This window comes from Collinsella sp. TF08-11AT (assembly GCF_003437035.1).
Taxonomy (GTDB): domain Bacteria; phylum Actinomycetota; class Coriobacteriia; order Coriobacteriales; family Coriobacteriaceae; genus Collinsella.
In genome coordinates this window covers 48,754-74,634 of sequence record NZ_QSRL01000012.1, presented here as the reverse complement: position 1 = coordinate 74,634, position 25,881 = coordinate 48,754, and the positions used below count along the sequence as shown (strand labels likewise).

General features: G+C 60.0%; 27 protein-coding genes. 24 read left to right on the top strand and 3 right to left on the bottom strand.

Annotated elements, in window-relative coordinates; genetic code table 11:
* The first annotated feature begins 203 nt into the window (after window positions 1-203).
* The 13 genes from tmk (at window position 204) to DXC79_RS08095 (ending at window position 14,059) form a co-directional block, all read left to right on the top strand.
* Entirely contained in the window at window positions 204-887 is a 684-nt protein-coding gene (gene tmk / locus DXC79_RS08155; RefSeq protein WP_117635817.1) for a dTMP kinase, read from the top strand.
* 1 nt (window position 888) lies between these two features.
* Window positions 889-2,016, top strand: a complete 1,128-nt coding sequence (locus tag DXC79_RS08150) for an ATP-binding protein (RefSeq protein WP_117635816.1) — start codon at window positions 889-891, stop codon at window positions 2,014-2,016.
* The gene (locus tag DXC79_RS08145) at window positions 2,007-3,707 is read left to right on the top strand and encodes a regulatory iron-sulfur-containing complex subunit RicT (RefSeq protein ID WP_117635815.1); all 1,701 of its coding nucleotides are present in this window, start codon (window positions 2,007-2,009) and stop codon (window positions 3,705-3,707) included. Before DXC79_RS08150 ends, DXC79_RS08145 begins: the two co-directional genes overlap by 10 nt.
* A 102-nt stretch (window positions 3,708-3,809) precedes the next feature.
* Window positions 3,810-4,616, top strand: coding sequence for a ComF family protein (locus tag DXC79_RS08140; protein ID WP_233503084.1), 807 nt, complete (start codon window positions 3,810-3,812; stop codon window positions 4,614-4,616).
* A gap of 10 nt (window positions 4,617-4,626) precedes the next feature.
* Window positions 4,627-5,736: a hypothetical protein gene (locus tag DXC79_RS08135; protein ID WP_117635814.1), complete on the top strand. Its 1,110-nt coding sequence runs from the start codon at window positions 4,627-4,629 to the stop codon at window positions 5,734-5,736.
* 750 nt (window positions 5,737-6,486) lie between these two features.
* A complete protein-coding gene (locus DXC79_RS08130) occupies window positions 6,487-7,494 on the top strand; it encodes an ABC transporter substrate-binding protein (RefSeq protein ID WP_158550996.1) in 1,008 nt (335 codons plus the stop codon).
* A 317-nt stretch (window positions 7,495-7,811) separates the two neighbouring features.
* A complete protein-coding gene (gene hpf, locus DXC79_RS08125) occupies window positions 7,812-8,396 on the top strand; it encodes a ribosome hibernation-promoting factor, HPF/YfiA family (protein ID WP_035137685.1) in 585 nt (194 codons plus the stop codon).
* 79 nt (window positions 8,397-8,475) lie between these two features.
* Window positions 8,476-9,429, top strand: coding sequence for a DegV family protein (locus DXC79_RS08120; RefSeq protein WP_117635812.1), 954 nt, complete (start codon window positions 8,476-8,478; stop codon window positions 9,427-9,429).
* A gap of 98 nt (window positions 9,430-9,527) precedes the next feature.
* Window positions 9,528-10,607 carry an NAD(P)-dependent oxidoreductase gene (locus DXC79_RS08115; protein WP_117635811.1) on the top strand — a complete coding sequence of 360 codons (1,080 nt, stop codon included), beginning with the start codon at window positions 9,528-9,530 and terminating at the stop codon, window positions 10,605-10,607.
* Between the two features lie 5 nt (window positions 10,608-10,612).
* Window positions 10,613-11,041 (top strand): hypothetical protein, encoded by a 429-nt coding sequence (locus DXC79_RS08110; protein ID WP_055310425.1) that lies wholly within the window; start codon window positions 10,613-10,615, stop codon window positions 11,039-11,041.
* A 15-nt stretch (window positions 11,042-11,056) separates the two neighbouring features.
* Entirely contained in the window at window positions 11,057-11,755 is a 699-nt protein-coding gene (locus tag DXC79_RS08105) for a hypothetical protein (RefSeq protein WP_117635810.1), read from the top strand.
* A gap of 6 nt (window positions 11,756-11,761) precedes the next feature.
* Window positions 11,762-12,847 (top strand): isocitrate/isopropylmalate dehydrogenase family protein, encoded by a 1,086-nt coding sequence (locus tag DXC79_RS08100; RefSeq protein WP_117635809.1) that lies wholly within the window; start codon window positions 11,762-11,764, stop codon window positions 12,845-12,847.
* A gap of 126 nt (window positions 12,848-12,973) precedes the next feature.
* Window positions 12,974-14,059 (top strand): hypothetical protein, encoded by a 1,086-nt coding sequence (locus tag DXC79_RS08095; RefSeq protein WP_117635808.1) that lies wholly within the window; start codon window positions 12,974-12,976, stop codon window positions 14,057-14,059.
* Window positions 14,060-14,172: 113 nt separating this feature from the next.
* Here the strand turns inward: DXC79_RS08095 and DXC79_RS08090 are convergent, their stop codons facing one another.
* Both DXC79_RS08090 and DXC79_RS08085 read right to left on the bottom strand, forming a co-directional pair.
* Entirely contained in the window at window positions 14,173-14,388 is a 216-nt protein-coding gene (locus DXC79_RS08090; protein ID WP_255413269.1) for a helix-turn-helix transcriptional regulator, read from the bottom strand.
* 33 nt (window positions 14,389-14,421) lie between these two features.
* On the bottom strand, window positions 14,422-15,060 hold the full coding sequence (locus DXC79_RS08085; RefSeq protein ID WP_117583568.1) for a DUF2975 domain-containing protein: 639 nt from the start codon (window positions 15,058-15,060) through the stop codon (window positions 14,422-14,424).
* A gap of 701 nt (window positions 15,061-15,761) precedes the next feature.
* Between DXC79_RS08085 and DXC79_RS08080 the strand changes: the two genes are divergently transcribed.
* The 8 genes from DXC79_RS08080 to nagA all read left to right on the top strand — a co-directional run bounded on the left by DXC79_RS08080 (window position 15,762) and on the right by nagA (window position 22,452).
* A complete protein-coding gene (locus tag DXC79_RS08080; RefSeq protein WP_117564748.1) occupies window positions 15,762-16,205 on the top strand; it encodes a PTS fructose transporter subunit IIA in 444 nt (147 codons plus the stop codon).
* The gene (gene yajC, locus DXC79_RS08075) at window positions 16,205-16,486 is read left to right on the top strand and encodes a preprotein translocase subunit YajC (protein ID WP_117635806.1); all 282 of its coding nucleotides are present in this window, start codon (window positions 16,205-16,207) and stop codon (window positions 16,484-16,486) included. The genes DXC79_RS08080 and yajC overlap by 1 nt, the downstream gene beginning before the upstream one ends.
* 36 nt (window positions 16,487-16,522) lie before the next feature.
* Window positions 16,523-17,005 (top strand): PTS N-acetylgalactosamine transporter subunit IIB, encoded by a 483-nt coding sequence (agaV, locus tag DXC79_RS08070; RefSeq protein WP_089572404.1) that lies wholly within the window; start codon window positions 16,523-16,525, stop codon window positions 17,003-17,005.
* 90 nt (window positions 17,006-17,095) lie between these two features.
* Window positions 17,096-17,896: a PTS sugar transporter subunit IIC gene (locus tag DXC79_RS08065; RefSeq protein WP_089572403.1), complete on the top strand. Its 801-nt coding sequence runs from the start codon at window positions 17,096-17,098 to the stop codon at window positions 17,894-17,896.
* Window positions 17,886-18,968: a PTS system mannose/fructose/sorbose family transporter subunit IID gene (locus DXC79_RS08060; RefSeq protein WP_022094609.1), complete on the top strand. Its 1,083-nt coding sequence runs from the start codon at window positions 17,886-17,888 to the stop codon at window positions 18,966-18,968. Before DXC79_RS08065 ends, DXC79_RS08060 begins: the two co-directional genes overlap by 11 nt.
* 184 nt (window positions 18,969-19,152) lie before the next feature.
* A complete protein-coding gene (locus DXC79_RS08055; protein ID WP_117635805.1) occupies window positions 19,153-19,884 on the top strand; it encodes a GntR family transcriptional regulator in 732 nt (243 codons plus the stop codon).
* Between the two features lie 114 nt (window positions 19,885-19,998).
* Window positions 19,999-21,165 (top strand): SIS domain-containing protein, encoded by a 1,167-nt coding sequence (locus DXC79_RS08050; RefSeq protein WP_117635804.1) that lies wholly within the window; start codon window positions 19,999-20,001, stop codon window positions 21,163-21,165.
* 117 nt (window positions 21,166-21,282) lie between these two features.
* Complete coding sequence (gene nagA / locus DXC79_RS08045) at window positions 21,283-22,452, top strand: N-acetylglucosamine-6-phosphate deacetylase (protein WP_117635803.1); 1,170 nt, start codon at window positions 21,283-21,285, stop codon at window positions 22,450-22,452.
* A 75-nt stretch (window positions 22,453-22,527) separates the two neighbouring features.
* Here the strand turns inward: nagA and DXC79_RS08040 are convergent, their stop codons facing one another.
* Window positions 22,528-23,112, bottom strand: coding sequence for a flavodoxin domain-containing protein (locus DXC79_RS08040; RefSeq protein WP_233503083.1), 585 nt, complete (start codon window positions 23,110-23,112; stop codon window positions 22,528-22,530).
* Between the two features lie 156 nt (window positions 23,113-23,268).
* Here DXC79_RS08040 and DXC79_RS08035 point away from each other — a divergent pair, with 156 nt between their 5' ends.
* The 3 genes from DXC79_RS08035 (at window position 23,269) to DXC79_RS08020 (ending at window position 25,816) form a co-directional block, all read left to right on the top strand.
* Window positions 23,269-24,150 carry an aldose 1-epimerase family protein gene (locus DXC79_RS08035; protein ID WP_117635801.1) on the top strand — a complete coding sequence of 294 codons (882 nt, stop codon included), beginning with the start codon at window positions 23,269-23,271 and terminating at the stop codon, window positions 24,148-24,150.
* Window positions 24,151-24,209: 59 nt separating this feature from the next.
* Window positions 24,210-25,145 carry a hexose kinase gene (locus tag DXC79_RS08030; protein WP_117635800.1) on the top strand — a complete coding sequence of 312 codons (936 nt, stop codon included), beginning with the start codon at window positions 24,210-24,212 and terminating at the stop codon, window positions 25,143-25,145.
* 197 nt (window positions 25,146-25,342) lie between these two features.
* Window positions 25,343-25,816: a YhcH/YjgK/YiaL family protein gene (locus DXC79_RS08020; RefSeq protein WP_089572396.1), complete on the top strand. Its 474-nt coding sequence runs from the start codon at window positions 25,343-25,345 to the stop codon at window positions 25,814-25,816.
* Window positions 25,817-25,881 lie beyond the last annotated feature (65 nt).

The following is a 25,881-nucleotide window of genomic DNA, read 5'->3' as shown; positions in this document are numbered from 1 at the left end:
TGCGGAAACGCGGGACCCGTTCAGGCTGTTGCGTTGAGATTGAAAATCAACCCTGTTTGGCGGTCTCAGAGCTTCAATCAGTCCCTATTTCACCGCAACTTTGGAAAGGCGCCTTTAGCCATTGGGGACGCGCCGAGCACTGGGGTATCATGGCCTAGTTGATATATCTGCATTTACGCGCCTTGTAGGAAGGGGCTGCGCCCATGGCTTTTGAGCCTGCTCAACATAGCTTTATCACGCTCGAGGGCGTCGACGGTGCCGGCAAGTCCACGCAGGCGCGTCTGCTTGCCCGTGCGCTCGACCTCGCTGGCTATCAGGTCGTAACTCTGCGCGAGCCGGGTGGCACTGCCATCAGCGAAAAGATTCGCGCCCTGCTGCTCGACCCCGCCAACACGGCGATGGGAGACACCTGCGAGTTGCTGCTCTACGAGGCGGCGCGCGCCCAGTTGGTGCACGAGGTCATAGCCCCCGCCCTTGCGGCCGGCAAGGTGGTCCTGTGCGATCGCTTCTACGATTCCACGACCTGCTACCAGGCATTTGCCGATGGCCTCGACCGCCAGATGGTGCGCGACGCCAACAACCTGGCCGTCGCGGGAACGCACCCGGCGCTCACACTCGTCTACCACATCACGCCCGAGCAGGCGGCGCTGCGCATGGCGGCCCGCGGTGCGACCGATCGCATGGAGGCCAAGGGCATGGCCTTCCAGGAGCGTGTCTATCAGGGATTTTGTGCCATTGCCGCCGAGGAGCCAGACCGCGTAAAGCTCATCGACGCCACTGCGACCGTCGAGGAAGTCTTCGAGAAGACGGTCGAGCAGGTTCGCGCGTACGGTCTCGACATTTCGCAGGAAGCCGTCGCCGCCGCGCTTGCCAAGGAGGCCGAGTAACATGGCCCCCGCTCAGGCAAGCCTGCTGGCCAAGCTCGACACCCAGGAACGCGTGCGCGACTTTTTGACCAATGCCATCGCAAGCGGCCGTGCATCGCACGCCTACCTGTTTTTGGGCGCGCCCGGTGCCGGTAAACTCGACGCCGCATGGGCGCTCGCCCAAGCCTTCCTGTGCGAGCGGGACGGCTGTGGCTCGTGCGACAGCTGCGTGCGCGTCGCGCGCCATACGCATCCCGACGTGCACTATTACACGCCCGAGAGCGCCACGGGCTACCTCATCGCGCAGACCCGCGAGCTGCTCGACGACGTGCCCTTGGCGCCCATCCGCGCCAAGGCTAAGGTCTACATCATCGATCGTGCCGAGCAACTGCGCGCCAACACCGCCAACGCACTGCTCAAAACGCTCGAGGAGCCGCCCGAGGGCGTCATGTTCATCCTGCTGGGCACCTCGGCAGACGTGATGCTGCCCACTATCGTGAGTCGTTGCCAGTGCGTGCCGTTTCGGCTGGTATCGCCCGCCGTCGCCGCGCAGGCCGTGAGCCGTGCCACCGGTCAGGACCCTGCGCGTTGCCGTATGGCCGTTGCCGTGGCGGGAAGCCCCACGCGTGGCATCGAGTTCCTCAAGAGCGCCGAGCGCCAGGACGCTCGCCGTCAGATGATCCGTGCCATCGACTCGCTCATTGCCGCCGACGAGGCCGACGTGCTCAGTCGCGCCAAGTCGCTCATCGTCGCCGTTAAGGCGCCACTCGCCGAGGTCAAGTCCACGCAGGAAAAGGTGCTCGAGCAAAACGCCGACTACCTGTCGCGTGGAGCATTGAAGCAGCTTGAGGACCGCAACAAGCGCGAACTCAACGCGCGCGAGCGTTCGGGTATCATGGAAGCGCTGGCGAGCGCGCGGACGCTCATGCGCGACGTGCTGCTGACACTTCAGGACGAGGCAGCCGACGTGGTGAACGAGGACGTGCGCGACACGATCGGTCGGCTTGCCGCCGCGACCAATGTTGCGGGTGCCACCCAGGCGCTCGAGGCGGTCGCGACCGCCGAGCGCAACATCGCCAGAAACGTTACTCCCCAGCTGGCCATCGAGGTCATGCTGTTCGATATCAGGAAGGCACTGAAATGCCGTTAGTCGTACCCGTTAAGTTTACCTACGCCTCGCGCGACCTGTGGTTTGACCCGCAGGACCTGGATATCCTCGAGGCAGATTACGCTATTTGCTCCACCGAGCGCGGAACCGAGATCGGCCTGGTCACGGCTGATCCCTTCGAGGTACCGCAAGACGAGATCGGTCAGCCGCTCAAGCCCGTGCTGCGTGTGGCGAGCGACATCGACCTGCAGCTTGCCGACGACCTGGCCATCCAGGGTGACGAGGCCATGGTCGATTTCCGCCGTCTGGTCAAAGAGCTCGACCTCGAGATGAAGCCGGTCGGCGTCGAGTACCTGTTTGGCGGCGAGAAGGCCGTGTTCTACTTTGCCGCCGAGGAGCGCGTCGATTTTCGCCAGCTCGTCAAGGATCTGTCCTCGACGCTGCACATTCGCGTCGACATGCGCCAGATCGGCGTGCGCGACGAGACCCGCCTGGTGGGCGGCTATGCCCAGTGCGGCCAGGAGCTCTGTTGCACGCGCTTTGGCGGACAGTTTGAGCCCGTCTCGATCCGCATGGCAAAAGAGCAGGACCTACCGCTCAACTCGTCCAAGATCAGCGGCGTGTGCGGCCGCCTGATGTGCTGCCTACGCTATGAGTTCGAGGCGTACAAGGACTTTAAGAGCCGCGCGCCCAAAAAGAAGACACTCATCGATACGCCGCTCGGCAAGGCGCGTATTCAGGAATATGACACGCCGCGTGAGCAGCTGGTGCTGCGCCTGGAGAACGGCAAAGTCTTTAAGGTCAACCTGGCCGATATGACGTGCTCGGAGGGCTGCAAAAAGAAGGCTGCCGAGCAGGGCTGCAATTGCCGCCCCGACTGCGTGACGCGCGATGTGCTCGAGCGCATCGAGTCGCCCGAGATGCGCCTGGCGCTCATGGAGCTCGATCGCGAGAACGGCGTCGACGTGGGCGATGGTCTGTCGAGCGCCGACCGTCTTGCCGGCACGTCGATGCCCAAGCGCCGTCGTCGCGATGCCGATTCCGATACCCGCGCTGCTCAGAGCCAGGTCGAGGGCCGTGGCCGTGGAAAGGGCCGCGGCAAGGCCGAGGCACCCGAGGCCGAGGAGACCGCCGGTGGCCGTCGTCGTCGCAAGCGCGCGGGCTCGGGCGATGCTACCGAGGCTGCAGCCGCGGGCAAGAACGCCTCTCGCGAGCGCGAGGTTCAGCAGCCCCAGCAGCAGAATCGCGGCGGTGGCATGAACCCCACGCGTCGTCGCCGCCGTCATCTGTCGAGCGAGGAGCGCGAGGACGCCTTCCGCGCCGCAGCTGCTCGCGAGGCTGGTGCCGCTTCCAAGGGCCCCTCGGCCTCCGATACGCCTGCCGACAAGGGCGGCAAGTCACGTGGCGAGGAGGAGCGCGCGCCGCGTCCGCGCCGTCGCCATTCCTCGGGCGCGCAACGGAAGCCCTCAGTGCCCTCCGTGGCCGATCAGGTCTCAGATGGCGAGGTCAAGGTCACGCGCCGTCGTCCCGGAGATGGCGGGGGAGCGGCTGCTAAGGCTTCGCGTGGCGCCGCTCGCGACGAGCGCGAGCCGCGCGAGGATCGCGGTGGCGAGGGCTCGGCCGACCAGGGTCAAAAGCGCCGTCGCCGTCGCCGTTCCCGCAAGCCGCGCCAGGATGGTGGCGAGGGCTCGACCCCGTCTTCGTCCGCACCACAACCGCCCGCCGGCGAATAACGCCCGCGAGCGGATTTAGCCCGCCTTGCCCCGAGCGCATCGGGGTACCATAGCGCTGAATCAACAACCCTCCCTGCGACCGAACGTAGGGAGGGTTGTGTCTTGAAGAGCCATCTGAACAAATTGAGCCGTCTGCAGGGTGCCGGCGCCCTACCGTTTGCGGACGAATTGCTGCCGTTTGCCGAGCGGGCGGCACGCGAGGCACTCGAGGCATTGTCGCCAACACGATGTGCCGGCTGCGAGCGCGCCGGTGCGCTTATTTGCCAAGACTGCCTGGCCGCGCTCACGCTCATCGACCCACGTCATAGCTGTACCCGATGCGGCGCCCCGTTTGGGGATTTGCTGTGCACTGAGTGTTCGGTCGAGGGCACGTCCTCGGCAATGGCGGAGGCGCTCGACCGCTGCCTGGCGTGCTCCGTCTATGCGCATCCGCTGCCGCGCATCATTAAAGCGTACAAGGACGCGGGCGAGCGACGCCTGGCGCCGTATCTGGCGGAGCTGCTCTACGACACTGCCCTGCATGCCCAGGTCGTAGCGCCCGAACGCTTAGGAGGTGTGCTGTCCGGTGCGGATGCGGTGGTGTTTGTGCCCGCGACGGCGGCAGCGTTTCGGCGGCGTGGTTTTGATCATATGGAGGCTATTGCGCGCCCATTTTGCGAGCTGTCGGGTGTTCCCCTGCTCGATGCTCTCGTCAAGTACGGGCATGGCGACCAGCGCGAACTCGGTCGTGAGGAGCGCCGCGAGCGTGCCCAAGGCATGTACGAGACGGTTGAGGATGTGCGGGGCAAGTGCCTGCTGCTTATCGACGACGTTATCACCACGGGTGCGACGATGGCCGCGGCTTCGGCGGAACTCAAGCGCGCCGGCGCCGCAGCAGTCGATGGCCTCGCTATCGCACGCGTTTGGTAGGGGTGGTTTTGTGGCAGTAAAGATCGAGCGGTGCAACGAGCCGACAGGCGAACAGCTAGCGGCTTCCGTAATCCTAACAGGCGCCTCGGCGCTACGCATGATGCGCGCCGAGCGCCGACAAATGGGTTACATCAGCTGGAGGGACCTCGATCCCGATGAAGAGCGCCGTGTGCTGCGCACGTCGTCGCCCTCGACCGAGGACATCTATCTTCCTGACTTGGTGCGAATTGGAGCCAAAAGTGGCGAGGTGCAGGAAGATCTGTGCTTGTTGGTGGGATCTGCGGCGCAGCGCCGCCGCATGCCTGGCGTAGGCTGGTCCGTGTGTTCCGGGTTGCCCGCCGGCTCGATTCTAGAGGTGGAACCGGGGGTGTACAGCCTATCTCCCGAGGCCCTTTGTGTTGCCGTTGCGCGTGAGGTCGGCTGCATCCAGGCGTTTGCCCTGGCCCAGGAGCTGTGCTCTAAGATTTCACTGAGCGACCGCGGGAAGTATCTGCCTCCCTACACCTCGCCTGTTACGAATAAACTTGCAAAGGACAAGGACCAGCCAGCAGACGTGGGCTACTTTGAAGTCGAGCCGGTGCTGATGCCCGATCGTCTGGCAGATTACCTTGCGGCATGCAAGGGGAATGTGGCCAAACAGCTGCTGCGTCTGTGTCCCTATCTTTCGGAAAACCTGCTCTCGCCCATGGAGTGCATCATGCTCGCCCTGTTTTCGCTTCCGTTTTCCTATGGCGGGTTTGCCTGCGGACCTTTTAAGACCGACTACAAGATCGAGTTCGATGACCGTGCGCAGGCAATCTCGGGGATGCCCCATGCAGTTTGCGATGCATATCAGGAGGCAGCCCGGTTTGACCTGGAATACAACGGTGAGCTGGGCCATTCCTCTCGGAGGGGACGTATCCATGATGAAAAGCGCAACACGGGCTTGATTACTATGGGAATCGAGGTCGCGACGGTCAACAACGAAATGCTCTGTGACATGGAAGCGATGGAAGCGCTCGCATGGCGCATGCACCAGCGTATGCGAAAGCGGTACCGGAATCGTGTCGATGCCCGCAGGAAGAAGCAAGAGGCGTTGCTTAACACGCTGCGGGCGTGTTTTGGGCTTAAGCCGGTCTAATTCACGTCGAAAATAGGGGGTTAATCATATGCCCTGGCCAAAATATGGCAAATATGAGTACTGTCACTAAATCAGTAACAGCAAAATCAAGGAATTTAGGACTCGGAGGCGTCATAAAGTAAGAAGATAATAAACAAATGTAGAATAACTAAGCATCAGGTTGGCGACACTGAGCGCAAAATCTGTCCGAGAGGCCAAAATTGCCTGTTACTAAATTGGTGACAGTACTCATATTTGCCATTTTTTGGCCACGGCACCCTAGGAAGGGTGCCCCGGAGCTCCCCATAGGGGAGCTCCGGGCTTCACAGAGGCACGAATAGCCCACTCCGACCTGCGAAATCTGTACTCGCGATGCGAATGACGCCCCTAACCTTAAACTTTAGCTTGAACTTAGCTATAATGCGCTACGTTCCTACCAGGCTGTGGTTGCGGACGGACGAAATGCCCGCCCTAGTCCAAGACAGACGCGGTCAAAGGGATCCACGTAAGCGACCGCGTGCGCGCGGCGCGATCATGGCGCGTCCTAGATGTAAGCCGCACCGTCCGTTCTACTTTCTTTGGGGCAATACCGCCTCGCGGGCGAGCGGGCCAGTCGTGAAGGTGGCTGCGGCCTCCCGAGCAAACGCCCCGGTGCGCAAGTGTGGGGTCAAATACCAGGTCAGCTGGTGGGAACAACCTGATATTCCGCGCAACGCACGGATCGTATACGACACAGAAGGCAGGGTAGTGGACATGGTGAGGGGCAGCTTGATGCACGCGGCTCGGTTAGGTGCTGGGACCGCAGCGGTCATCGCCGTTTTGGGCCTGAGCGGATGCGCGTTCAACCCGCTGTCTACGTTCACGACTCCCACGATCGACCAGATCGAGTACGAGACCGTCACGCCGGCGGTGTCGGACGATGCCCTGGTCACTCCCGGAACCCTGACGGTCGCCCTCGATACTTCCGATGCGCCGCAGGCCATGCAGGACGCCGACGGCGAGCTCACGGGGTATGCGGTTGACGCCGCCCGCGCCCTCGCAAGCCGCATGGGCCTTAAGGTCGCCTTTGTCGATGCGTCCTCGGCAGGTTCCGCGCTCGGCGACAAAAAGGCTGATATCTTTATCGGCGAGATCAACTCCACGGACGGGGACGTTAGCTCGCTCGGCACCTGCCTGTACGATGCCGCTTCCGTGTTCGGTAAAACCAGCGATGGTGGGTCGCTAAGCGTTTCCACCGATACCCTTAACACGTCTACTCTGGGTGTCCAGATGTCCTCGGCCTCGCAGGAGGCGCTTGCTAAGCAGAGCATCACCGCCAACCAAAAGACCTACTCCAACATCAACGAGTGCTTTGAGGCGCTCGAGTCCGGCGAGGTCGACTATGTAATCTGCGACTCCACGGCCGGCGGCTACCTTGCACGCCTGATGAGCGAGGTCTCCTATGCCGGTTCGCTCGAGGCGCCCTCGACGCTTGGTGTTGCGGGCCTCTCGTCCAATGACGAACTGTGCCGTGCCGTGAGCGATGCCCTCGACGGTATTACGGCCGACGGCACGCTCGAGGCGGTCCACTCTGTCTGGTATGGCAGGATGCCCTACGACCTCACCACTAAGACGGTTTCGGGCGCTAACGTGCAGCCGGGCGACTCTGAGTCCAGTGAGACCGCATCCTCCGGCAGCGAGTCCTCCGATTCCAACAATGAGACCGCATCCTCCGAGGACAAATCGTCCAGCCAGGAAGGCACCATCACCGACGACGACATTAACAAACTTAATAGCTAGTTATTGCTAGGGGTGGTGTCTCCTATACGTTGGAAAGGACGCCTCTTCACGGTTTCAACACGCACTGCCGGGTTTCCCCAATAGGGGAGCCCGGCTTTTTCATCCCTATAAAACCAGCAGGTCAAAGCCAATTTTCGGGACCAAATACAAAGTCGCCGGCTCCCTCCTATAGCGCACTTTGCCACAGAAAAGTGCGAGACTTCGGTATGCGGTATCAAGCAATCGTTATTCGGGTCTTTGGGAATCCGCGTGATTAAATGCACGGCAATGGGTACATAGCCAGTACAGTAAGTCCCCGAGGCAGATTGGAGCCACGTATGGATATCAAGGTTTCTGGACGCAAGACGACGGTAACCGATGCTCTGCGTGCGCATGTGGATGAGAAGATCGGCGAGGCGCTCAAGGTTTTCGATATCGAGCCCATGACAGTCGACGTCGTGCTTCGTTATGAGAAGAACCCCTCGAACCCCAACCCGGCAATCGTCGAGGTCACGGTTCGTGCCCGCGGCTCTGTGATTCGCGTTGCCGAGCACGGTGCAGATATGTATGCCGCCATCGACCTCTCCGCCGATAAGGTCACCCGCCAGCTGCGTAAGTTCAAGACTAAGGTCGTGGACAACCGCCAGGGCGGTGCCAGCGCCGCGGATGTCGCGCCGGTCGAGCGCGTCGAGGATCTGGCCGACCTGCTGCTGCCCGAGGAGGAGGACGACCTGCTCGTCCGCGAGAAAGTCATCGATGTCACCCCGATGACTGAGGAGCAGGCGCTGGTGCAGACCGATCTGCTCGGCCACGACTTCTACGTGTTCGAGAACGCGACGACTGGCCTCATCAATGTGGTGTATCACCGTAAGAATGGTGGATATGGCATCATCAAGCCCCGCATCGAAACACTTGACGAGTAAAATACGTTAACTTGCATGAGTTAACGGTTGGCGGCCATCCCATGCGGGTGGCCGCCTTTTTACGTAAGGAGTCGCTTTGATGGACAAGGCCGCATCCGCCGGTCATTCGGACCGTTGCCGCATCGTCGTCGATACCTGCTGCGACTTTAGCCCCGAGGTCGCCGCGAACCTCGATGTCGATATCTTGGGTTTCCCCTTCATTATCGATGGTGAGGAGCGCACGGATGACATCTGGTCGAGCATCACACCCAAGGAGTTCTACGACCGCATGCGCGCCGGTGCCCGCGTGTCCACCTCGGCTGTGTCGCTCGGTCGCTATATCGAGTTCTTTACCGAGTGCGCCAAAGAGGGTACGCCCACGGTCTACCTGTGCTTTACCTCGGCGCTGTCGTCGAGCTACAACTCCGCGTGCCAGGCGGCGGACGCCGTGCGCGCCGAGTATCCCAACTTTGAGCTCTACGTGGTCGACAACGCTCTGCCCTGCGCGACCGGCGCGCTCCTGGCGCTCGAGGCCGTGCGCCAGCGTTCGGCGGGACTGACCGCCAAGCAGCTGGTCGATTGGGCAAACGAGGCAAAGACCTACGTCCACGGCTACTTTACGCTCGAGAGCTTTGACGCGCTGGCTGCCGGCGGTCGCATTCCGCCCGCGGCGGCACAGCTCACGGCAAAGCTCGACGTCAAACCCGAGCTGTCCTACGACCTGGCCGGCTCGCTGTCGCTGATCGGCGTCAACCGCGGCCGCAAGAAGGCGCTCAAGTCCATCCTCAAGTCGTTCCGCGAGAACTACGTGCCCGACCGCACCATGCCCATCGCCATCATGACGGCCGATGCCGAAAAGGACGGCGACTGGCTCGAAGCCGCTATCCGCAAGGAGGAGGGCTGCGCCGACGTCACGATCATTCGCAGCTCCGTGGGTCCCACCATTGGCTCGCACGTGGGCCCCGGCATGGTGGCCTGCGCGTTTTGGGGTAAGAACCGCGCCGACAAGGCGTCGCTTTCCGACCGCATTGCCCGCCGCGTGCGCGGTCAGTAGGCAAGTAACGCGGCCGTAATCGATCCCAACTCACTGCCCAAACGCTGGCATCGAGTATTCAACCTGGTAACAACACCCAACCCAAAAGGAAAGGTTTCATGGCAAACAAGCTCTCTGTCGCATTTATCGGCACCGGAATCATGGGTGCCCCCATCGCCGGCCACATCCTGGATGCTGGCTATCCTGTCACGGTCAACAACCGCACCAAGTCCAAGGCTGCCGCGCTTATCGAGCGCGGTGCCGCTTGGGCCGATACGCCGGCCGATGCCGTGGCTAACGCCGATGTCGTCTTTACCATGGTGGGCTATCCCTCCGAGGTCGAGGAGCTCTACCTGGCGGGCGACGGCCTGCTCTCGTGCACTAAGCCCGGCGCGGTCCTGATCGACCTCACCACGAGCTCGCCCGAGCTGGCGCGCGACATTGCCGAGGCCGCCCAGGTCTCCGGTCGCATGGCGTTTGACTGCCCCGTCACCGGTGGCGAGTCGGGCGCTATCGCCGGCACGCTTACGGCTATCGTGGGCGCTACCGAGAACGACATCGCGCCGGTCCGCGACATCCTTGCCACCTTCGCGGCCAACATCTGCTGCTTCGACGGCGCTGGCAAGGGCCAGGCTGCCAAGCTCGCCAACCAGGTGTCGCTGGGCGCCTGCATGGTCGGCATGGCCGATGCTCTGGCATTTGCCGAGCTGAGCGGCCTTGATCTGAAGAAGACCCGTCAGATGATCCTGGGCGGTACCGGCAAGTCCGGCGCCATGGAGAGCCTGGCGCCCAAGGCACTCGACGGCGACTACAAGCCCGGCTTTATGGTCGAGCACTTCATTAAGGACCTGCGCTTGGCGCTCGCCTATGCCGACGATCGCGAGCTTGCGCTGCCCGGCGCCGACGTGGCCTTTACGCTCTACGACATGCTCGACGCCATCGGTGGTGCCAAGCTGGGCACCCAGGCCATCACAGTCCTCTATAAGGAGGAGGCCGACGCCATCGCCGCTGGCCTGGACTGGTCGCAGTATCGCCCCGAGGAGCATGGTGCTCACGAGGAAGGTTGCGGTTGCGGCGAGCACGGTGACGACCACGAGTGCGGTTGCGGACACCACCACGGCGAGGACCACGAGTGCTGCGGCGGCCACGGCCATGACGACGGCCACGAGTGCTGCTGCGGCCACCATCACGGGGAGTAGCGCCCATGAGCTGGACGTTCGTGGTGCTTGCGCTGGTGCTCTTTCTCTTTGCGATCTACATCGGCTTTTTGTGCGGCCAGTGGGCGTGCGAAAAGCGCGTCATCACCAAGCGCGACTACTGGATCGCCAACTTTGCAGGAGCGGCGGCAGTCGTCCTGCTGACCTGGGTGTTCTCGCTGTTCCCGCTGGTGCAGTTTGCGCCGATCGGCTGGCTCGGCGGCTTTATCGCCGGTCTTAAGATGAGCTTTGGCGAGTCCGTCGGTCCGTGGCGCAAGCACGACGAGGTCTTTAACGTCAACAAGGCCCATCGCGCCGCCGCCGACGCGGGCGACGCCGAGGAGCGCCGCCGCGCGCGTCGTAATGGCGCGGCCGATCGACAGCTCATCTCGGTCACCGATGACAGCAAGGGTGCTGGCAAGCACGCTAAGAAATAGTAAGAAGAGGTAACTATGGCAGAAAACAAAGATGAACAGCTCACCGACGAGGAGCTGGCACAGCTTCAGCTGGCAGAGGAGAACGAGAACGCCGTCGACCGCCTGGTCCAGGAGCTCGGCTGCCCCACGCGCCGCATCCGCCAGTTTGCCGCCCGCGTGCTGCACCTGCTTGCCGAGCGCGATCCGCAGCGCGTCGTGCCCTGCGTGCCCGCGCTGATCGAGGCGCTCGATCGCCCCGAGGCGCAGACCCGCTGGGAGGCCCTCGATGCCTTGGCGGCACTCGCCACCACCTGCCCCGAGCAGCTGGGCGATGCCTTTGAGGGCGCCGAGACCGCACTGTTCGACGAGATTTCCTCCACGCTGCGCTATGCCGCCTTCCGCCTGCTGTGCGTGTGGGGCGCCACGAGCGTCGAGCGTTCGCGCGAGGCTTGGCCCATCCTGGACGAGGCCATCCAGTGCTACCACGGCGACCTTGAGTATCGCGACATGCTCGGTTGCCTGTACGAGTTTGGCCAGGGCGAGATCGACGCCGAGGTCGCCGAGAAGCTCGCGCTGCGCCTTAAGTTCGACGCCGAGAACGGTAAGGGCAGCTATCTCAAGGCCCGTTCGAGCGAGATTTGCGAAATGCTTGTTAAACGTTTTGGCCTGGATCTCTCCAAAAAGAAGAAGCGTGCTAGCGTTAAAAAATCTGACGACGCCGAAGACGAGGAGTAACAGATTATGGCGCACGATGTAGTCCTGATTCCCGGTGACGGCATCGGTCCCGAGATTACGCAGGCCATGCGCCGCGTGGTCGAGGCCACCGGTGTCCAGATCAATTGGAACGTCCAGGAGGCCGGCGCCGGCGTCATGGACGAGTTTGGCACGCCGCTGCCCCAGCACGTGCTCGACGCGGTCGCCGAGACCAAGGTTGCCATCAAGGGCCCCATCACCACGCCGGTCGGCACGGGTTTCCGCAGCGTTAACGTGGCCCTGCGCAAGCACTTTGACCTGTACGCCTGCGTGCGCCCCTGCCTGTCGCAGCCGGGCGACGGCTCGCGTTTCCGCGACGTCGACCTGGTCATCGTGCGCGAGAACACCGAGGACCTCTACGCCGGGATCGAGTTCGATGAGGGCGCTGCCGAGGTCGAGGAGCTCTCGCAGCTTGTCGAGCGTTCGGGCCAAAAGACATTCGCCGGCGATTCCGCGATCTCGATCAAGCCCATCTCTATCGCCAAGAGCCGCCGTATTGTGGAGTACGCCTTTGAGTATGCCCGCCGCTGCGGCCGCAAAAAGGTGACGGCCGTGCACAAGGCCAATATCATGAAGGCGACCGACGGCCTGTTCCTGCGCGTTGCGCGCGAGGTGGCCGCCAACTATCCCGACATTGAGTTCAACGACAAGATCGTCGACGCCACCTGCATGGGCCTGGTCCAGAACCCCAACGACTTCGATGTCCTGGTGCTGCCAAACCTGTACGGCGACATCGTGAGCGACCTGTGCGCCGGCCTGGTGGGCGGTCTTGGCATGGCGCCCGGCTCCAACATCGGTGCCGACTGCGCCATTTTTGAGGCAACGCACGGTTCGGCACCCGATATCGCTGGCCAGGATATCGCCAACCCCACGGCCGAGATCCTCTCTGCTGCAATGATGCTCGACCACCTGGGCGAGAACGATGCCGCCAATCGCATCCGTGCGGCCGTATCTGCCACGCTCGACGAGGGCGAGCAGGTTACCGGTGACGTGCGTCGTGCCCAGACCGGCTCCGTTGAGGGCGCTGTGGGTACGCAGGCATTTGCCGATGCCGTTATCGCGCACCTGGCCTAAGGCATGCACACTGCAAACGCCCAAATAGTACTTAAGTGTTTGCGTATAACCTAAGAATCAATACGCCCGGCGCTCTGTCGGGCGTATTCTATTGGGGACTATGTTTCCTAACAAGGAGTAACCGATATGGGTCTGATTCAAAAGAAGGACGAGAAGGACGAGATCGACGGCATCCAGATCATCGAGCGCGGCGAAGGCCCCGACGGTGACGAGGACGAGAAGATCGACCTGGTCGCCGGTACGTCTGCCGAACATATCGCCGCTGGCACGACCGCCGAGGAGGAGGACGCCCGCCTGGAGGCAAAGATCGCCGCGGACGCCGCCGACGAGAACCTTATGCCTGAGGAGCAGGACGAGGACGACGACTCCGACGCGAACGACCGCGCATCCAAGCACAAGAAGACGATGATTGCCGCCTTTGTGGTCGCCATCGTGATCGCTGCGGTGGTCGGCTTCTTTATTGGCAATGGCGGCTTTGGCGGCAAGGGTGTCGGCTCGGCTACCCTCACCGAGGACCAGCTCGATTCGACCGTGGCAAGCTATAGCTACAACGGCAAGAAGAGCGATATCACCGCGCGCGAGGCCATCGAGAGCCAGTACAGCCTCGATACCGTCAAGGATAGCGATGGCAACTACACCGCTCCTTCTGCCGACGTCATCCTGTCCTACGTGCGCAACAAGATTCTGCTCGATGCTGCTGAGGACGAGGGCATTACCGTCTCCTCTAAGGAGATGAAGAAGTACGCCGAGGATTCTATCGGCACCTCGGACTACGACACCATGGCCAAGCAGTATGGCGTGTCCAAGGACCAGGCCAAGCAGATCGTCCGTCAGTCCGCGACGCTGCAGAAGCTCTACAAGAAGAAGGTGGGCGATAGCTCCGCAAGCATGCCGACCGCTCCGACCGAGCCTGCTGACGGCAACGAGGAGACCGCGAGCAAGGACTACGCCGACTACATCATCAACCTTGCCGGCGACGAGTGGGATAGCGAGAAGGGCACTTGGAAGGACGCCGACAGCACCTACGCTAAGGCCTTCGCTAACGATGCCTTTACTGCCGATAGCGCAACCTATAAGCAGGCCATGACCGCCTATTACACCGCCTACCAGCAGTACTCTTCGCAGGCCTCGAGCGCCAGCTCCAAGTGGACCGAGTATGCTAACGGCCTCTACGCCAAGGCCAACATCAGCATCTACGGCCTGTTTGCGTAAGATCTGCCTGAGCTTTCGAGCGCGAAGCCGATATATTTGATTGAGCCCGCTAGAACGAACACCGTTCTAGCGGGCTTTTTGCGTTGAGGGCGTGATTGACGGCTTAATTATGGCTATTCATCTTTAAGTCCAAAGAGGTTATCGGCTTCATCGTCGGATATATATTCCAGTACATCGCCCGGTTGGCAGTCGAGTGCCCGGCATATCGCGTCAAGAGTTGAAAAACGTATGGCAGAAACCTTGCCCGTCTTAATGCGTGACATATTGACCTGGGAGATGCCCACACGTTCCGCAAGCTCTTTGGATGAGATCTTGCGTTCGGCAAGCATGCGGTCGAGCCGCAGAATAATCATGGATTCCCCCTAGAGCAACTCGTCATCTTGTATTTGCAGGATACACCCGTACTGGAAGACGCTGGCAATCAGGCTAATAATCAGGCCTGCAAAGAGCATAGAGAGGTCGAGATGCTGGCCGCCAAGCGCATCCGTAAAGTTGCCGCCAAATCCTGAGAGTATCAGCCCCGTGACTATGGCACCAAGAAGCTTCACAGCAACGCCGCCAATAAGGAACAAATGTCCTACTTGACGTAGTATGCGGATGCATTCGAGGTCAAAGGGCCTGCCTGCCTTTTCAATGGTGGAGAAAAACCTGTATGCGCTTAGCACAATGGCAAGCGCAAGGCATGTCATCATGGCGCTCCCTATGGCAGTATGACCGTCGTGCGCGACAAGCATAAGAGGGGTCTGTTCATTGGCGCCGACGAGAGCGAGAGATGGCCCTTCGCCGGCATTAAGCTCTACGGATTGGAGGCAGAACCCTTGGGAGAGGCTAGGCAATATGAGTAGAAGCTCGATTGCAATGACTGCGAGGAGTCCCAGAGCGAGCGCTACGGCGGTGCAGATTGTGGCCCATTTGCAGATGTGAGCGAGCTTCCTCAGATCGGCTATTGCCTGTTCGCGGTTGATGGGTTCATTCGATTTGGATACGTTCCAGCGGATCATAGCTCCTCCAACCAATGTCTAGGATGATATTTAAATCTTATAACATACTTAATGATAAACGATAAACAATTACAGATTAGAGTAAGTTATGTTTGTAAGACGAATAGCGAGAGCTTATGGCATATTTAGGGAGTGAGAGTTTGGCACGTGGGGGATGGACGAGTATCGAAATTTCCCGCAACCACGCAAGTGCTTCATCGGGTCTCCCTAATTCATATGGAAAAGGAGCTGCAAACGATTGGAAATAACCGCTGAGCGGTCGAAAACTACCGTTCACCGATAATTTCTAAACTGGTTCTAACTGGTATTAAGTCAAAAAGACCAATTCACAAATCTTCACAATGACCTGCATTTTTTCTACATGCCTTTTTTGGCCACCCTGCGTTGTTTAGACACAGAAAAGGTTCCGATCTTTCGTCAAAGTATTTCGAAACGGTTTCAAAACCGCAGGTAGAAGTGTTAACGAGCGGTAAACGGTCGATTTATCGCCGTGAGCGGTGCAAAAACGTTTTATTGCGTGAATCAGCGAAAGCGACCTCTTCTGTGATGATATAGTGACAACAACACGTCACGTGGTTACTACCAGTTGAGAGACCACTGGTCTTCAAAGAACGCTTTCCAAGAAGCTTTAAGGGCGTCCGCCCGCTGGCTTCCGAAAACATCGGACTCAGATCGTACACACCTTCGGAAGGGAAATTTGAATGGTTGGCTTTATTCTTACCGGTCATGGACAGTTCGCACCCGGCCTCGCAAGCGCTATCGCTATGGTCGCCGGTGATCAGCCCGCTTTTACCGTCGTTCCTTTCGAGGGCGACCAGGCTGCTTCCTACGGTGAGGATCTCCGCGCCGCTATCACCGCCATGCGCGAGGAGTGCGATGGCGTGCTCGTCTTTACCGACCTGCTTGGTGGTACCCCGTTCAACCAGGCAATGATGATTGCCCAGGATGTCGACAACGTCGAGATTCTGACTGGCACGAACCTTCCCATGGTTATTGAGCTTCTGTTCCTCCGCGGCAACGCTACGCTCGCCGAGCTTGGCGAGCAGGCCGTGACCGTTGGCCAGACGGGCATCACCGCCCAGACGGTTGCCTCCGTCGCTGGTGCCGAGGAAGAGGATATCTTCGGTGACGAGGACGGCATCTAATGGCCGATTTCGGAGCCAGCGTCCTGAGCTCCTCGGTCGCTCTTTTAGGCCTGCTTGTCGTCATGGGCTTGATTTACACCATCTGGTCGCAAATCAACATGAAGAAGAAGCAGAAGTACTTCAAGGAGCTGCACACCGAGCTCAAGCCGGGTCAGGAGGTTCTTTTCGCCGGCGGTATCTACGGAACCGTCAAGGGCATCGAAGGCGAAAAGGTCCAGATCAAAGTCCGATCCGGTGCCGTCGTAGATGTTTCGCGTTACGCGATTCAGGAGATCGAGTAACTGTCGTCAGCAAATAACGAAAGGAAGCTGATCAACATGGCAGAACCCAACATTCTTCTTACCCGCATCGATAACCGACTGGTCCATGGTCAGGTTGCCACCCAGTGGAACTCCACCCTGGGCTCCAACCTTATCCTCGTCGCCAACGACGATGTGTCGACCAACACCATGCGCCAGAACCTCATGAAGATGGCCGCTCCCGCCGGCGTCGCTACGCGTTTCTTCTCCCTGCAGAAGACCATCGACGTCATTGGCAAGGCGAGCCCGCGCCAGAAGATCTTCATCGTGGCCGAAACACCGGAAGACGTGCTTACGCTCGTCAAGGGCGGTGTGCCTATAAAGAAGGTAAACATCGGCAACATGCACATGTCGGAAGGAAAGCGCCAAGTCGCCACCTCCGTCGCAGTTAACGACGAGGATGTCGCTGCGTTTAAAGAGCTGCAGGAATTGGGGGTGGAGTTGGAGATCAGGCGCGTTCCGAGCACGCCTGTTGAGGACACGAGCAAGCTCTTCTCGTAATCCTCATGATCCACGTTGTCAGGAATGAAACCCTGACATTCTGTACGTGAAATCCAAAGTGCGTACATACATTTTGAAAGGAGGAGCAAGATGGAATACTCGATCATCCAGGTCGCTCTGGTCTTCATCGTCACGTTCGTCGCGGCAATCGACCAGTTCAACTTCCTCGAGTCTCTCTATCAGCCCATCGTCACCGGCGCCGTCATCGGTCTTATCCTTGGCGACCTCAACACCGGTCTTCTCGTGGGTGGTACTTATCAGCTCATGACGATCGGCAACATGCCGATCGGAGGCGCTCAGCCGCCTAACGCCGTCATCGGCGGCATCATGGCAGCCATTCTCGCTATTGCTACGGGCCTCGAGCCCAACGCGGCAGTCGGCCTTGCCATTCCGTTCGCTCTGCTTGGTCAGCTCGGCGTTACCCTGGTCTTCACGCTTATGTCGCCTCTCATGTCCTCCGCGGACAACATGGCTCATAACGCTGACACCAAGGGCATCGAGCGCCTGAACTACTTCGCCATGGCTCTGCTCGGCCTGATCTTCGCTGTCGTCGTCACCCTGTTCTTCATCGCTGGCGCTACCATCGGTCAGACCATCGCTTCCGCCATCCCGACTTGGCTGCAGACCGGTCTGTCCGCTGCAGGCGGCATGATGCGCTTCGTCGGCTTCGCCGTCCTGCTCAAGGTTATGATGAACCGCGATATGTGGGGCTTCTTCCTCATGGGCTTTGGCCTCGCGCTCATCACCGTTGCCAACGATTCTCTGGCAACCCCTGCCCTGCTCATCCTCGCTCTCATCGGCTTCGGCATCGCTTTCTGGGACTTCCAGCAGCAGACCGAGCTGAAGGGTGCAGCTGTTTCTGACGGAGGTGACTTCGAAGATGGCATCTAATGAGTATGTGATCCCGGAGCACTACGAGGATCTCACTCCTGCTCCGCAGCTCGACCAGAAGACCCTCAACAAGATGGCTTGGCGCTCCTGCTTCCTGCAGGCATCGTTCAACTACGAGCGCATGCAGGCCGCTGGCTGGCTTTACTCCATCATCCCCGGTCTGGAGAAGATCCACACCAACAAGAACGACCTCGCGGCTTCCATGAGCCACAACCTGGAGTTCTTCAACACCCACCCGTTCCTCGTCACCTTTGTTATGGGTATCGTGCTTTCGCTCGAGCAGAACAAGGTTGACATCCCCACGATCCGCGCCGTCCGCGTCGCCGCAATGGGCCCGCTCGGTGGTATCGGTGACGCCCTGTTCTGGCTGACGCTCGTGCCTATCACGGCCGGCATCACCTCCAACATGGCCATCAACGGCAACGCCGCTGCGCCGATCATCTTCCTGGTGATCTTCAACGTCGTCCAGTTCGCTCTGCGCTTCTGGCTCATGAACTGGTCCTACAAGCTTGGCACCAGCGCTATTGACGCTCTGACTGCCAACATGCAGGCCTTTACGCGTGCCGCTTCCATCATGGGCGTCTTCGTCGTCGGTTGCCTGGTCGTCACCATGGGTGGCACCCAGATCAACCTCCAGATCCCCAACGGCACCACCCGTGGCCTCTCCGCTACTACCGTGATCGTCTCCGAGAAGGAGGCCGAGAACTTCACCGGTATGGAGGGCATCGATACCGAGACCGCTGAGGCCGGTACCATCGCCATGACCGATGAGGACGGCAACGCCCTCACCGCTTCCGATGCCGACGGCAACGCTGTCGAGTGCGGCGTCACCGATCTGGGCAACGGCATGGAGTCCGTTACCTACGGCACCGTCACCGAGGATCCGGTCAACTTCTCCGTTGCCGACACCCTCAACACCATCGTCCCGAAGCTCGTCCCGCTTATGCTTACGCTGCTGCTTTACTACATGTTCGCTAAGCACAGCTGGACCCCGACCAAGGGCATTCTGCTGCTCTTCGTCTTGGGCATCCTGGGCGCTGGCCCGCTTGGTCTCTGGCCGAGCATCTGGTAAGGCTCTAGCTTGAGGGGTGTGTCCCTACGCGGCTCACACCCCGACCCCTTAAGCCATGTGTATGTTAAAAGCCGCGTGCTCGAAAGAGCGCGCGGCTTTTGTTTTCTTGATGATTCGGGTGTGGCAGACAGATAATGCTAAACACCCAAGGTAGTAGCCTAGTTTGAGCAAAAGGGAGGATAGGATGGCGATCGGAGCGCGCAAGCAACCGCTGTACGATCAGCTGGTCGATATTCTGACCGAAAAGATTGACCATGAATATCGCGCCGGTGACATGATTCCTTCCGAGCGCGAACTTTCGGAGCGCTATGGTCTCTCGCGCACTACGGTACGCCTGGCTCTGCAGGAACTGGAGCGTTTAGGACTGGTGGTTCGGCAGCACGGTCGCGGTACCTTTGTGACCGACCGTTCGGCAAAGGCAACCAATCTTATGCAGTCCTACAGCTTTACCGAGCAGATGCGCGCGATGGGTCGCGACCCCGAGACCACGATTCTCGATTTTTGCGAGATGGAGGCCGATAAGAATCTGGCCGAGCATATGGGATTACGTATCGGTGATCGCATTTTTAAGCTCAAGCGCCTTCGTTCTGCCGACAACATGCCCATGATGGTCGAACGTAGCTATCTACCGGTTCGTCAATTTCTGTCCCTAAAGCGACCGCTGCTGGAGCGTAAGCCGCTTTACGATGTGATTGAGCAAGACTTTAAGCAAAAAATACGCGTGGCCGAAGAGGAGTTCTATGCGAGCATAGCCCGTCCCACCGATGCCCACCTTCTGGAAATCGTCGAGGGCTCGCCTGTGCTCGATTTGGTTAGGACTACGTATAACGAGTCAAACGAGGTTGTGGAGTATACGCTCTCGGTTGCTCGTGCCGATCAGTTTAAATACAAGGTTTACCACCAGCGTAGCGATTAGTGTCTGCACCGTTTCCATATGATAATTCTTTGTATTTAACTGGTTACTACCAGATAACCAACCGAAGTGTATAATTGCACGTCAGAGGATTACTTCTAGAGAGAGGTATTAGAAATGTTCGAGAAGAGTGTCGAGGAGCTCACCGAGCTCGGCGCCCAGATCACCACGGCCGAGATTGCTCAGCAGCCCGAGCTTTGGCGTGATACGCTCAACATCTATCGCGAGAACAAGGAGGCCATCGAGGCCTTCCTGGCCAAGGCTCGCGCTATGGGCGAGGGCCGTCTGTCCGTTGTCTTCACCGGTGCCGGTACGTCCGACTACGTTGGCGATACCTGCGCCCCGTACCTGCGTCACGCTGGCAACACTGATCTCTACGACTTTAAGCCCATCGCCACGACCGACATCGTGAGCGCTCCGCGCGACTTCCTGCGCGCCGAGGATCCCACGCTCGTGGTTTCCTTTGCCCGCTCTGGCAACAGCCCCGAGAGCCTTGCCGCCGTTGCCGTTGCCAAGGAGCTCGTCCACAACGTCAAGTTCCTCAACATCACCTGCGCTCCCGAGGGCAAGCTTGCCGTCGAGTCCGCCGATGATCCCAATGCGCTGACGCTGCTCATCCCGCGCGCCAACGACAAGGGCTTCGCCATGACCGGTTCCTACACCTGCATGACCCTGCTCTCCACCCTTATTTTCGACACTGCCTCTGACGAGCAGAAGGCCGAGTGGGTCGAGACCATCGCCAAGATGGGCGAGGAGGTTATCGCTCGCGAGTCCGAGGTTGCCGATTACCTCGCTGGCGACTTCAATCGCGTGACCTACCTGGGCTCCGGCTCCTTTGGCGGCCTTGCTCAGGAGAGCCAGCTTAAGATTCTCGAGCTTGCTCACGGTCTGGTCGCTACTTCCTACGACACCTCCATGGGCTATCGTCACGGACCTAAGTCCTTCGTCGACGATAAGACGCTCGTCTTCGTGTTCGTCAACAACGACGCCTACACCCGTCAGTACGACATCGACATCCTCAACGAGATCGGTGGCGACAAGATCGCTCAGCACACCGTTGCCGTTCAGCAGGATGGCGCTACCGTCTACGAGGGCGAGTCCTTTACCTTTAAGGGCTACGAGGCGCTTCCCGAGGGCTACCTTGCCCTGCCGTTCGTGATGTTTGCCCAGGCTATCAGCCTGCTCAACTCCGTGCGCGTGGGCAACACGCCCGATACGCCGAGCCCCACCGGCACGGTCAACCGCGTGGTTAAGGGCGTGACAATTCACCCCTTCACCGCTTAATCGCGTCCCCCTGTAAGGGCGCCCGTCCGCTCATAACGGCGGGCGGGCGCTTTTTGTTTTACCTGAGCTGGGTATAAGCATCACCACAGTCAACTGCTTTAGAAGCAAGGAGTGCATATGAGCACGTACGCAATTAAGGCTGACAAGTTCTTCTTGCCGGCAGGCCCGCAACTGGGCGGCTATCTTATGGTCGAGGATGGCGTCTTTGGCGCCTGGCAGGCCGACGAGCCCTCTTGCGAGATTAAGGACTACACGGGATCGTGGATCGCACCGGGTATGGTCGACACCCACATTCATGGCTTCTATAACCACTCGACTACCGATAACGATCCCGAGGGCATTGATATCAGCTCGACCGAGCTCGCCCGTCGCGGTACCACCAGCTGGCTGCCCACGACGTTCACCGATGGCGTCGAGCAGATCAAGGACGCCTGCGCCGCTATCGCCCAGGCGGACGAGGGTCGCGGCCCCGACTTCTGCGGTGCTCGCATTCAGGGCATCTACCTGGAGGGCCCCTTCTTTACCATGAAGCACGTGGGCGCGCAGAACCCCGCTTACCTGATCGATCCCTCCGAGGAGGTCTTCGACCAGTGGCAGGAGGCTGCTGGCGGACGTATCGTCAAGAGCGCTATGGCCGCTGAGCGCGATGGCGCTGCCACCTATGCTGCCGCCCTCAACGCGAAGGGCGTCGTGACCAGCATCGGTCACTCCGACGCCACCTACGATGAGTGCATCGCCGCCATCAACGCCGGTGCCAGCTGCTTTACGCATACCTATAACGGCCAGCGCGGGCTGCATCACCGTGAGCCCGGTGTCGTGGGTGCTGCCATGTCCACGCCCGAGACCTACGCTGAGATCATCTGTGACGGCAAGCACGTAAACCCTGCCGCCATCAAGGCGCTGCTGCAGGCAAAGGGCTGGCAGCACACGGTACTCATCACCGACTGCCTGGGCTGCGGCGGCATGCCCGAGGGCAGCTACACCAGTGGCGGCATGGACGTCATCATGAAGGACAACCTGTGCTGGCTCGCCGACGGCAAGAGCATTGCCGGCTCGGTGCTCACGCTTGCCCAGGGTGTCAAGAACATCGTCGACTGGGGCATCGCCAGCGCCGATATCGCCATTCGCATGGCAACCGAGGTGCCGGCACGCTCCGCGCACATCGAGGATAAGTGCGGCAGCATCATGCCGGGTCGCGACGCCGACTTTGTCGTGTTCGACCACGAGCTCACCCTCGTCGAGACGTATGTTGGCGGTCAGAGCGTCGGTAACGCCTTTACCGAGTAACGATAGAAAAAGACGGCGGGCCCGAATCTGCTCGGACCCGCCGTATGGGTTAAACGCTCAAAAGCACCTTTACAGTTACAGCTTGTTAGCGATCTTCTTTGCCGTGCGCTTAACGCCGGCCACCAGGCCTCCTGCAGGATGCTCCTTTTCGTAGGCTAGACGCTTCTCGCGCTTGGCATACTCTTCGACGATGATGTCGCCATACTCGTCTTCGATCTTGTCGAAGAAGTCGACGGCGCCCTTAATTTCCTCAGCGTTCGGGTGCCCCTTTTGGACACCGCCGGTGAGTTTGAACGGCCCCCACGTATCAAAGCCGGGGCAGCCGTAGACGCCCATAAAGATGGCCTGCCTCATGCGGCAGATGCCATCGATATCCTTGCCGTACCACTTGTTTTTGCCACCGTAGGTCATAAGGCCAAACACCTTGTCCTGCGGCTGCAGCACGTTCGTGAGCACGCGTGCCATGTCCTTGTCGATCTCGGAGTAATAGATGCCCGTGGCGACGCCGATCAGATGGTATTCGTGCAGGTCGGGGTACTCGTTTTTACCGAGTGACTTCACGTCGAGGGTATCGATTTCGGGGTGCGCCTCGACGATGGCGTCCACGAGCTTTTTCGTATTGCCGTGGTGGCGTGAGGCATAAAGGATGATGGTTCGCATAAGAAGGCCTTTCAGCTGTAATTGCATCAATGTCTGTATGGTACCCCGTTGCATGGCTGGGATACCGGACGCATCGATGAACGTGCGGGTTTGTCCTTTGGTCAGGGCCGAGACGGGTTCTTGCGAGCAAAAAGCAGTTGTTCGAAAGGATGGACAATGGAATACGCTCTCTCCAACGATTCGATTTCTATCAAGGTCTCCACGGCCGGCGGCTCGTTTACCTCGATTGAGGCTGGAGGTCGCGAGTACCTGTGGCAGGGTGATCCCGCCGTGTGGTCCGGCCAGGCACCGATTTGCTTCCCGATTTGCGGAGGCCTGCGTGATGGTAGCGCCATGACGTTTGCCGGGCATCATGTGAAGCTCGCTCGCCACGGGTTTGCGCGCAAACAGGAGTGGAAGCTGCTGAGCCAGAGCGAGAACGAGCTGGCGATGTGCCTGGCTTCGGAGGATAACGCCGCGCTGCTGAGCGATTATCCGTACCCGTTTAAGCTTGTCGCTCGTTATGCGCTTGAGGGGGATACCGTGCGCGTCTCCTATGAGGTGACCAACGAGGGCACCGAGGACATGCCGTTCTTTATCGGTGGACACCCCGGCTTTAGGTGCCCGCTCGACGAGGGCGAGGCCTATACGGACTACGAGCTGCGCTTTGAGAAGGACGAGGCTGCGGAGCTCTGCACCGCCGTTCCTTCGACTGGCTTGATTGATGTGGCAAACCGCTCCAAGAACCCCATGGTGGGGAAGACGTTGCCCCTGTCGCACGAGCTCTTCGATTTTGCGGAGACCATCTTTGACATACTCGAGAGTCGTCAGGTCACGCTTTCCAAAAAGGGCGAGGACAAGGGCGTTCGCCTGAGCTTCGAGGGCTTTCCGTACCTCATCGTGTGGAGTAAGCCCGAGGGCGATTTTGTGGCAGTTGAGCCCTGGGGCGGCCTTTCGACCTGCTCCGATGAGGATGACGTGCTTGAGCATAAGCGCGGCTGCCTTGTCGCCAAGCCCAAGGAGACCGTCGTTCGCTCGTTCACGATTGAGATTCTGTAATTCCGTTTTGTCGACTCGTATCGCGAGGCACTAGGAGCCTGCGAGATAAGGAGCTAAAAATGATCCTCACCGTTACGATGAACCCGTCTGTCGATACGCGCTATCAGCTCGATGAGCTCGTTATCGACGACGTCAACCGTGTGACGCCCGAAAAGACCGCCGGCGGCAAGGGCCTCAACGTGGCCCGTGTGCTGGGTCAGCTGGGCGACGACGTCGTGGTAACCGGTCTGCTCGGCGGCCACATGGGTGCTTACATGGCTGAGCTCATGGACGCCAACGGTATTAACAACGACTTTGTGCCCATCAAGGGCGAGACCCGCATTTGCCTTAACATCCTCCACGCCGGCAACCAGACCGAGCTGCTCGAGAGCGGCCCGACAATTGCCCCCGAGGAGCTCGATGCCTTTACCGCCAAGTTTACCGAGCTTGCGAGCAAGGCCGACGTCGTCACCATCTCGGGTTCGCTGCCCCGCGGTGTCGAGGCAGACTACTATGCCAAGATCACGGGCATTGCCGAGAACGCCGGTGCCAAGGTGTTGCTCGATACCTCGGGTGCTTCGCTCGAGGCCGCCCTTAAGTCCGAAATTAAGCCCGAGCTGGTCAAGCCTAACCTGACCGAGATCAACGGCCTTTTGGGTACGAGCTTTACCACCGACGATGTGGACGAGCTCCGCGCCGCGCTCGCCTCTGATGCCCGCTTCTCCGATATCCCCTGGGTCGTCGTGTCCATGGGCGCTGCCGGCTCCGTTGGCTTCCACAATGGCCGTGCGTTCCGCGCAAAGACGCCCGATATCCCTGCCGTTAACGCCACGGGCTCTGGTGACTCCACTATCGCTGGCTTCGCGCATGCCATTGCTGCTGGCGCGGACGACGAGACGGTGCTGCGTACCGCCAACACCTGCGGCAAGCTCAATGCCATGGATCCCATGACCGGCCATCTGGTCATGGACCGTTGGGACGAGGTCTACAACGGCGTTGTCGTGACCGAGCTGTAAAAGCCTGGGCGTCGGCCCCGGCATTGCTTGCTAGCTCATGTCGACGACAAGTGCGGTAGCATTATGCTGGGGCGCGACGCCGAGTTTGTCGTGTTCAATCCCGACCTTACCCTGGTCGAGGCGTATGTGGGTGGCAACAGCATCGGTAACGCGTTTGCCGATTAGCCGCCAAAGAAGCGATCCGAGAGGGGATTTAGATGATTTACGGTGCATTGGGCGATATCGAGGAGTACCGCGGAATGCTCAAGGGCCTCGACGTGCTGATCGACTGGCTCGAGGAGAACGACCCGGCACAGCTCGAGGTCGGCAGCCATCCGATTTTGGGTGAGAAGGTCTTTGCGAACGTCATGTCTCCCACGACGCGTCCCGAGGCCGAGGCTCACTATGAGACGCATCAGCGCTATCACGACCTGCAGATCGACGTCGAGGGTCGCGAGGCCTTTAAGGTCGCCACGGGCAGCCTGACGCTGGTTCAGGAGTTTGACGAGAAGGACGACTACGATCTGGTCGATTCCGACGCTTCGATCGCCGGCGATCTTGCCGACGATAAGTTTGCACTGTTCGTTGCCGGCGAGCCTCACATGCCCACGCTCGAGTTCCCGGGCGATGGCGCACAGCCGGTCAAGAAGATTTGCTTTAAGCTGCTTGCAGATGCTTACTGGGAGGAGTAGCGAACTGCTCGGCTGAGCTGCTCGTCTGATGGCGTGATCCCCTTAGGGAAAACACGCCAGGACCC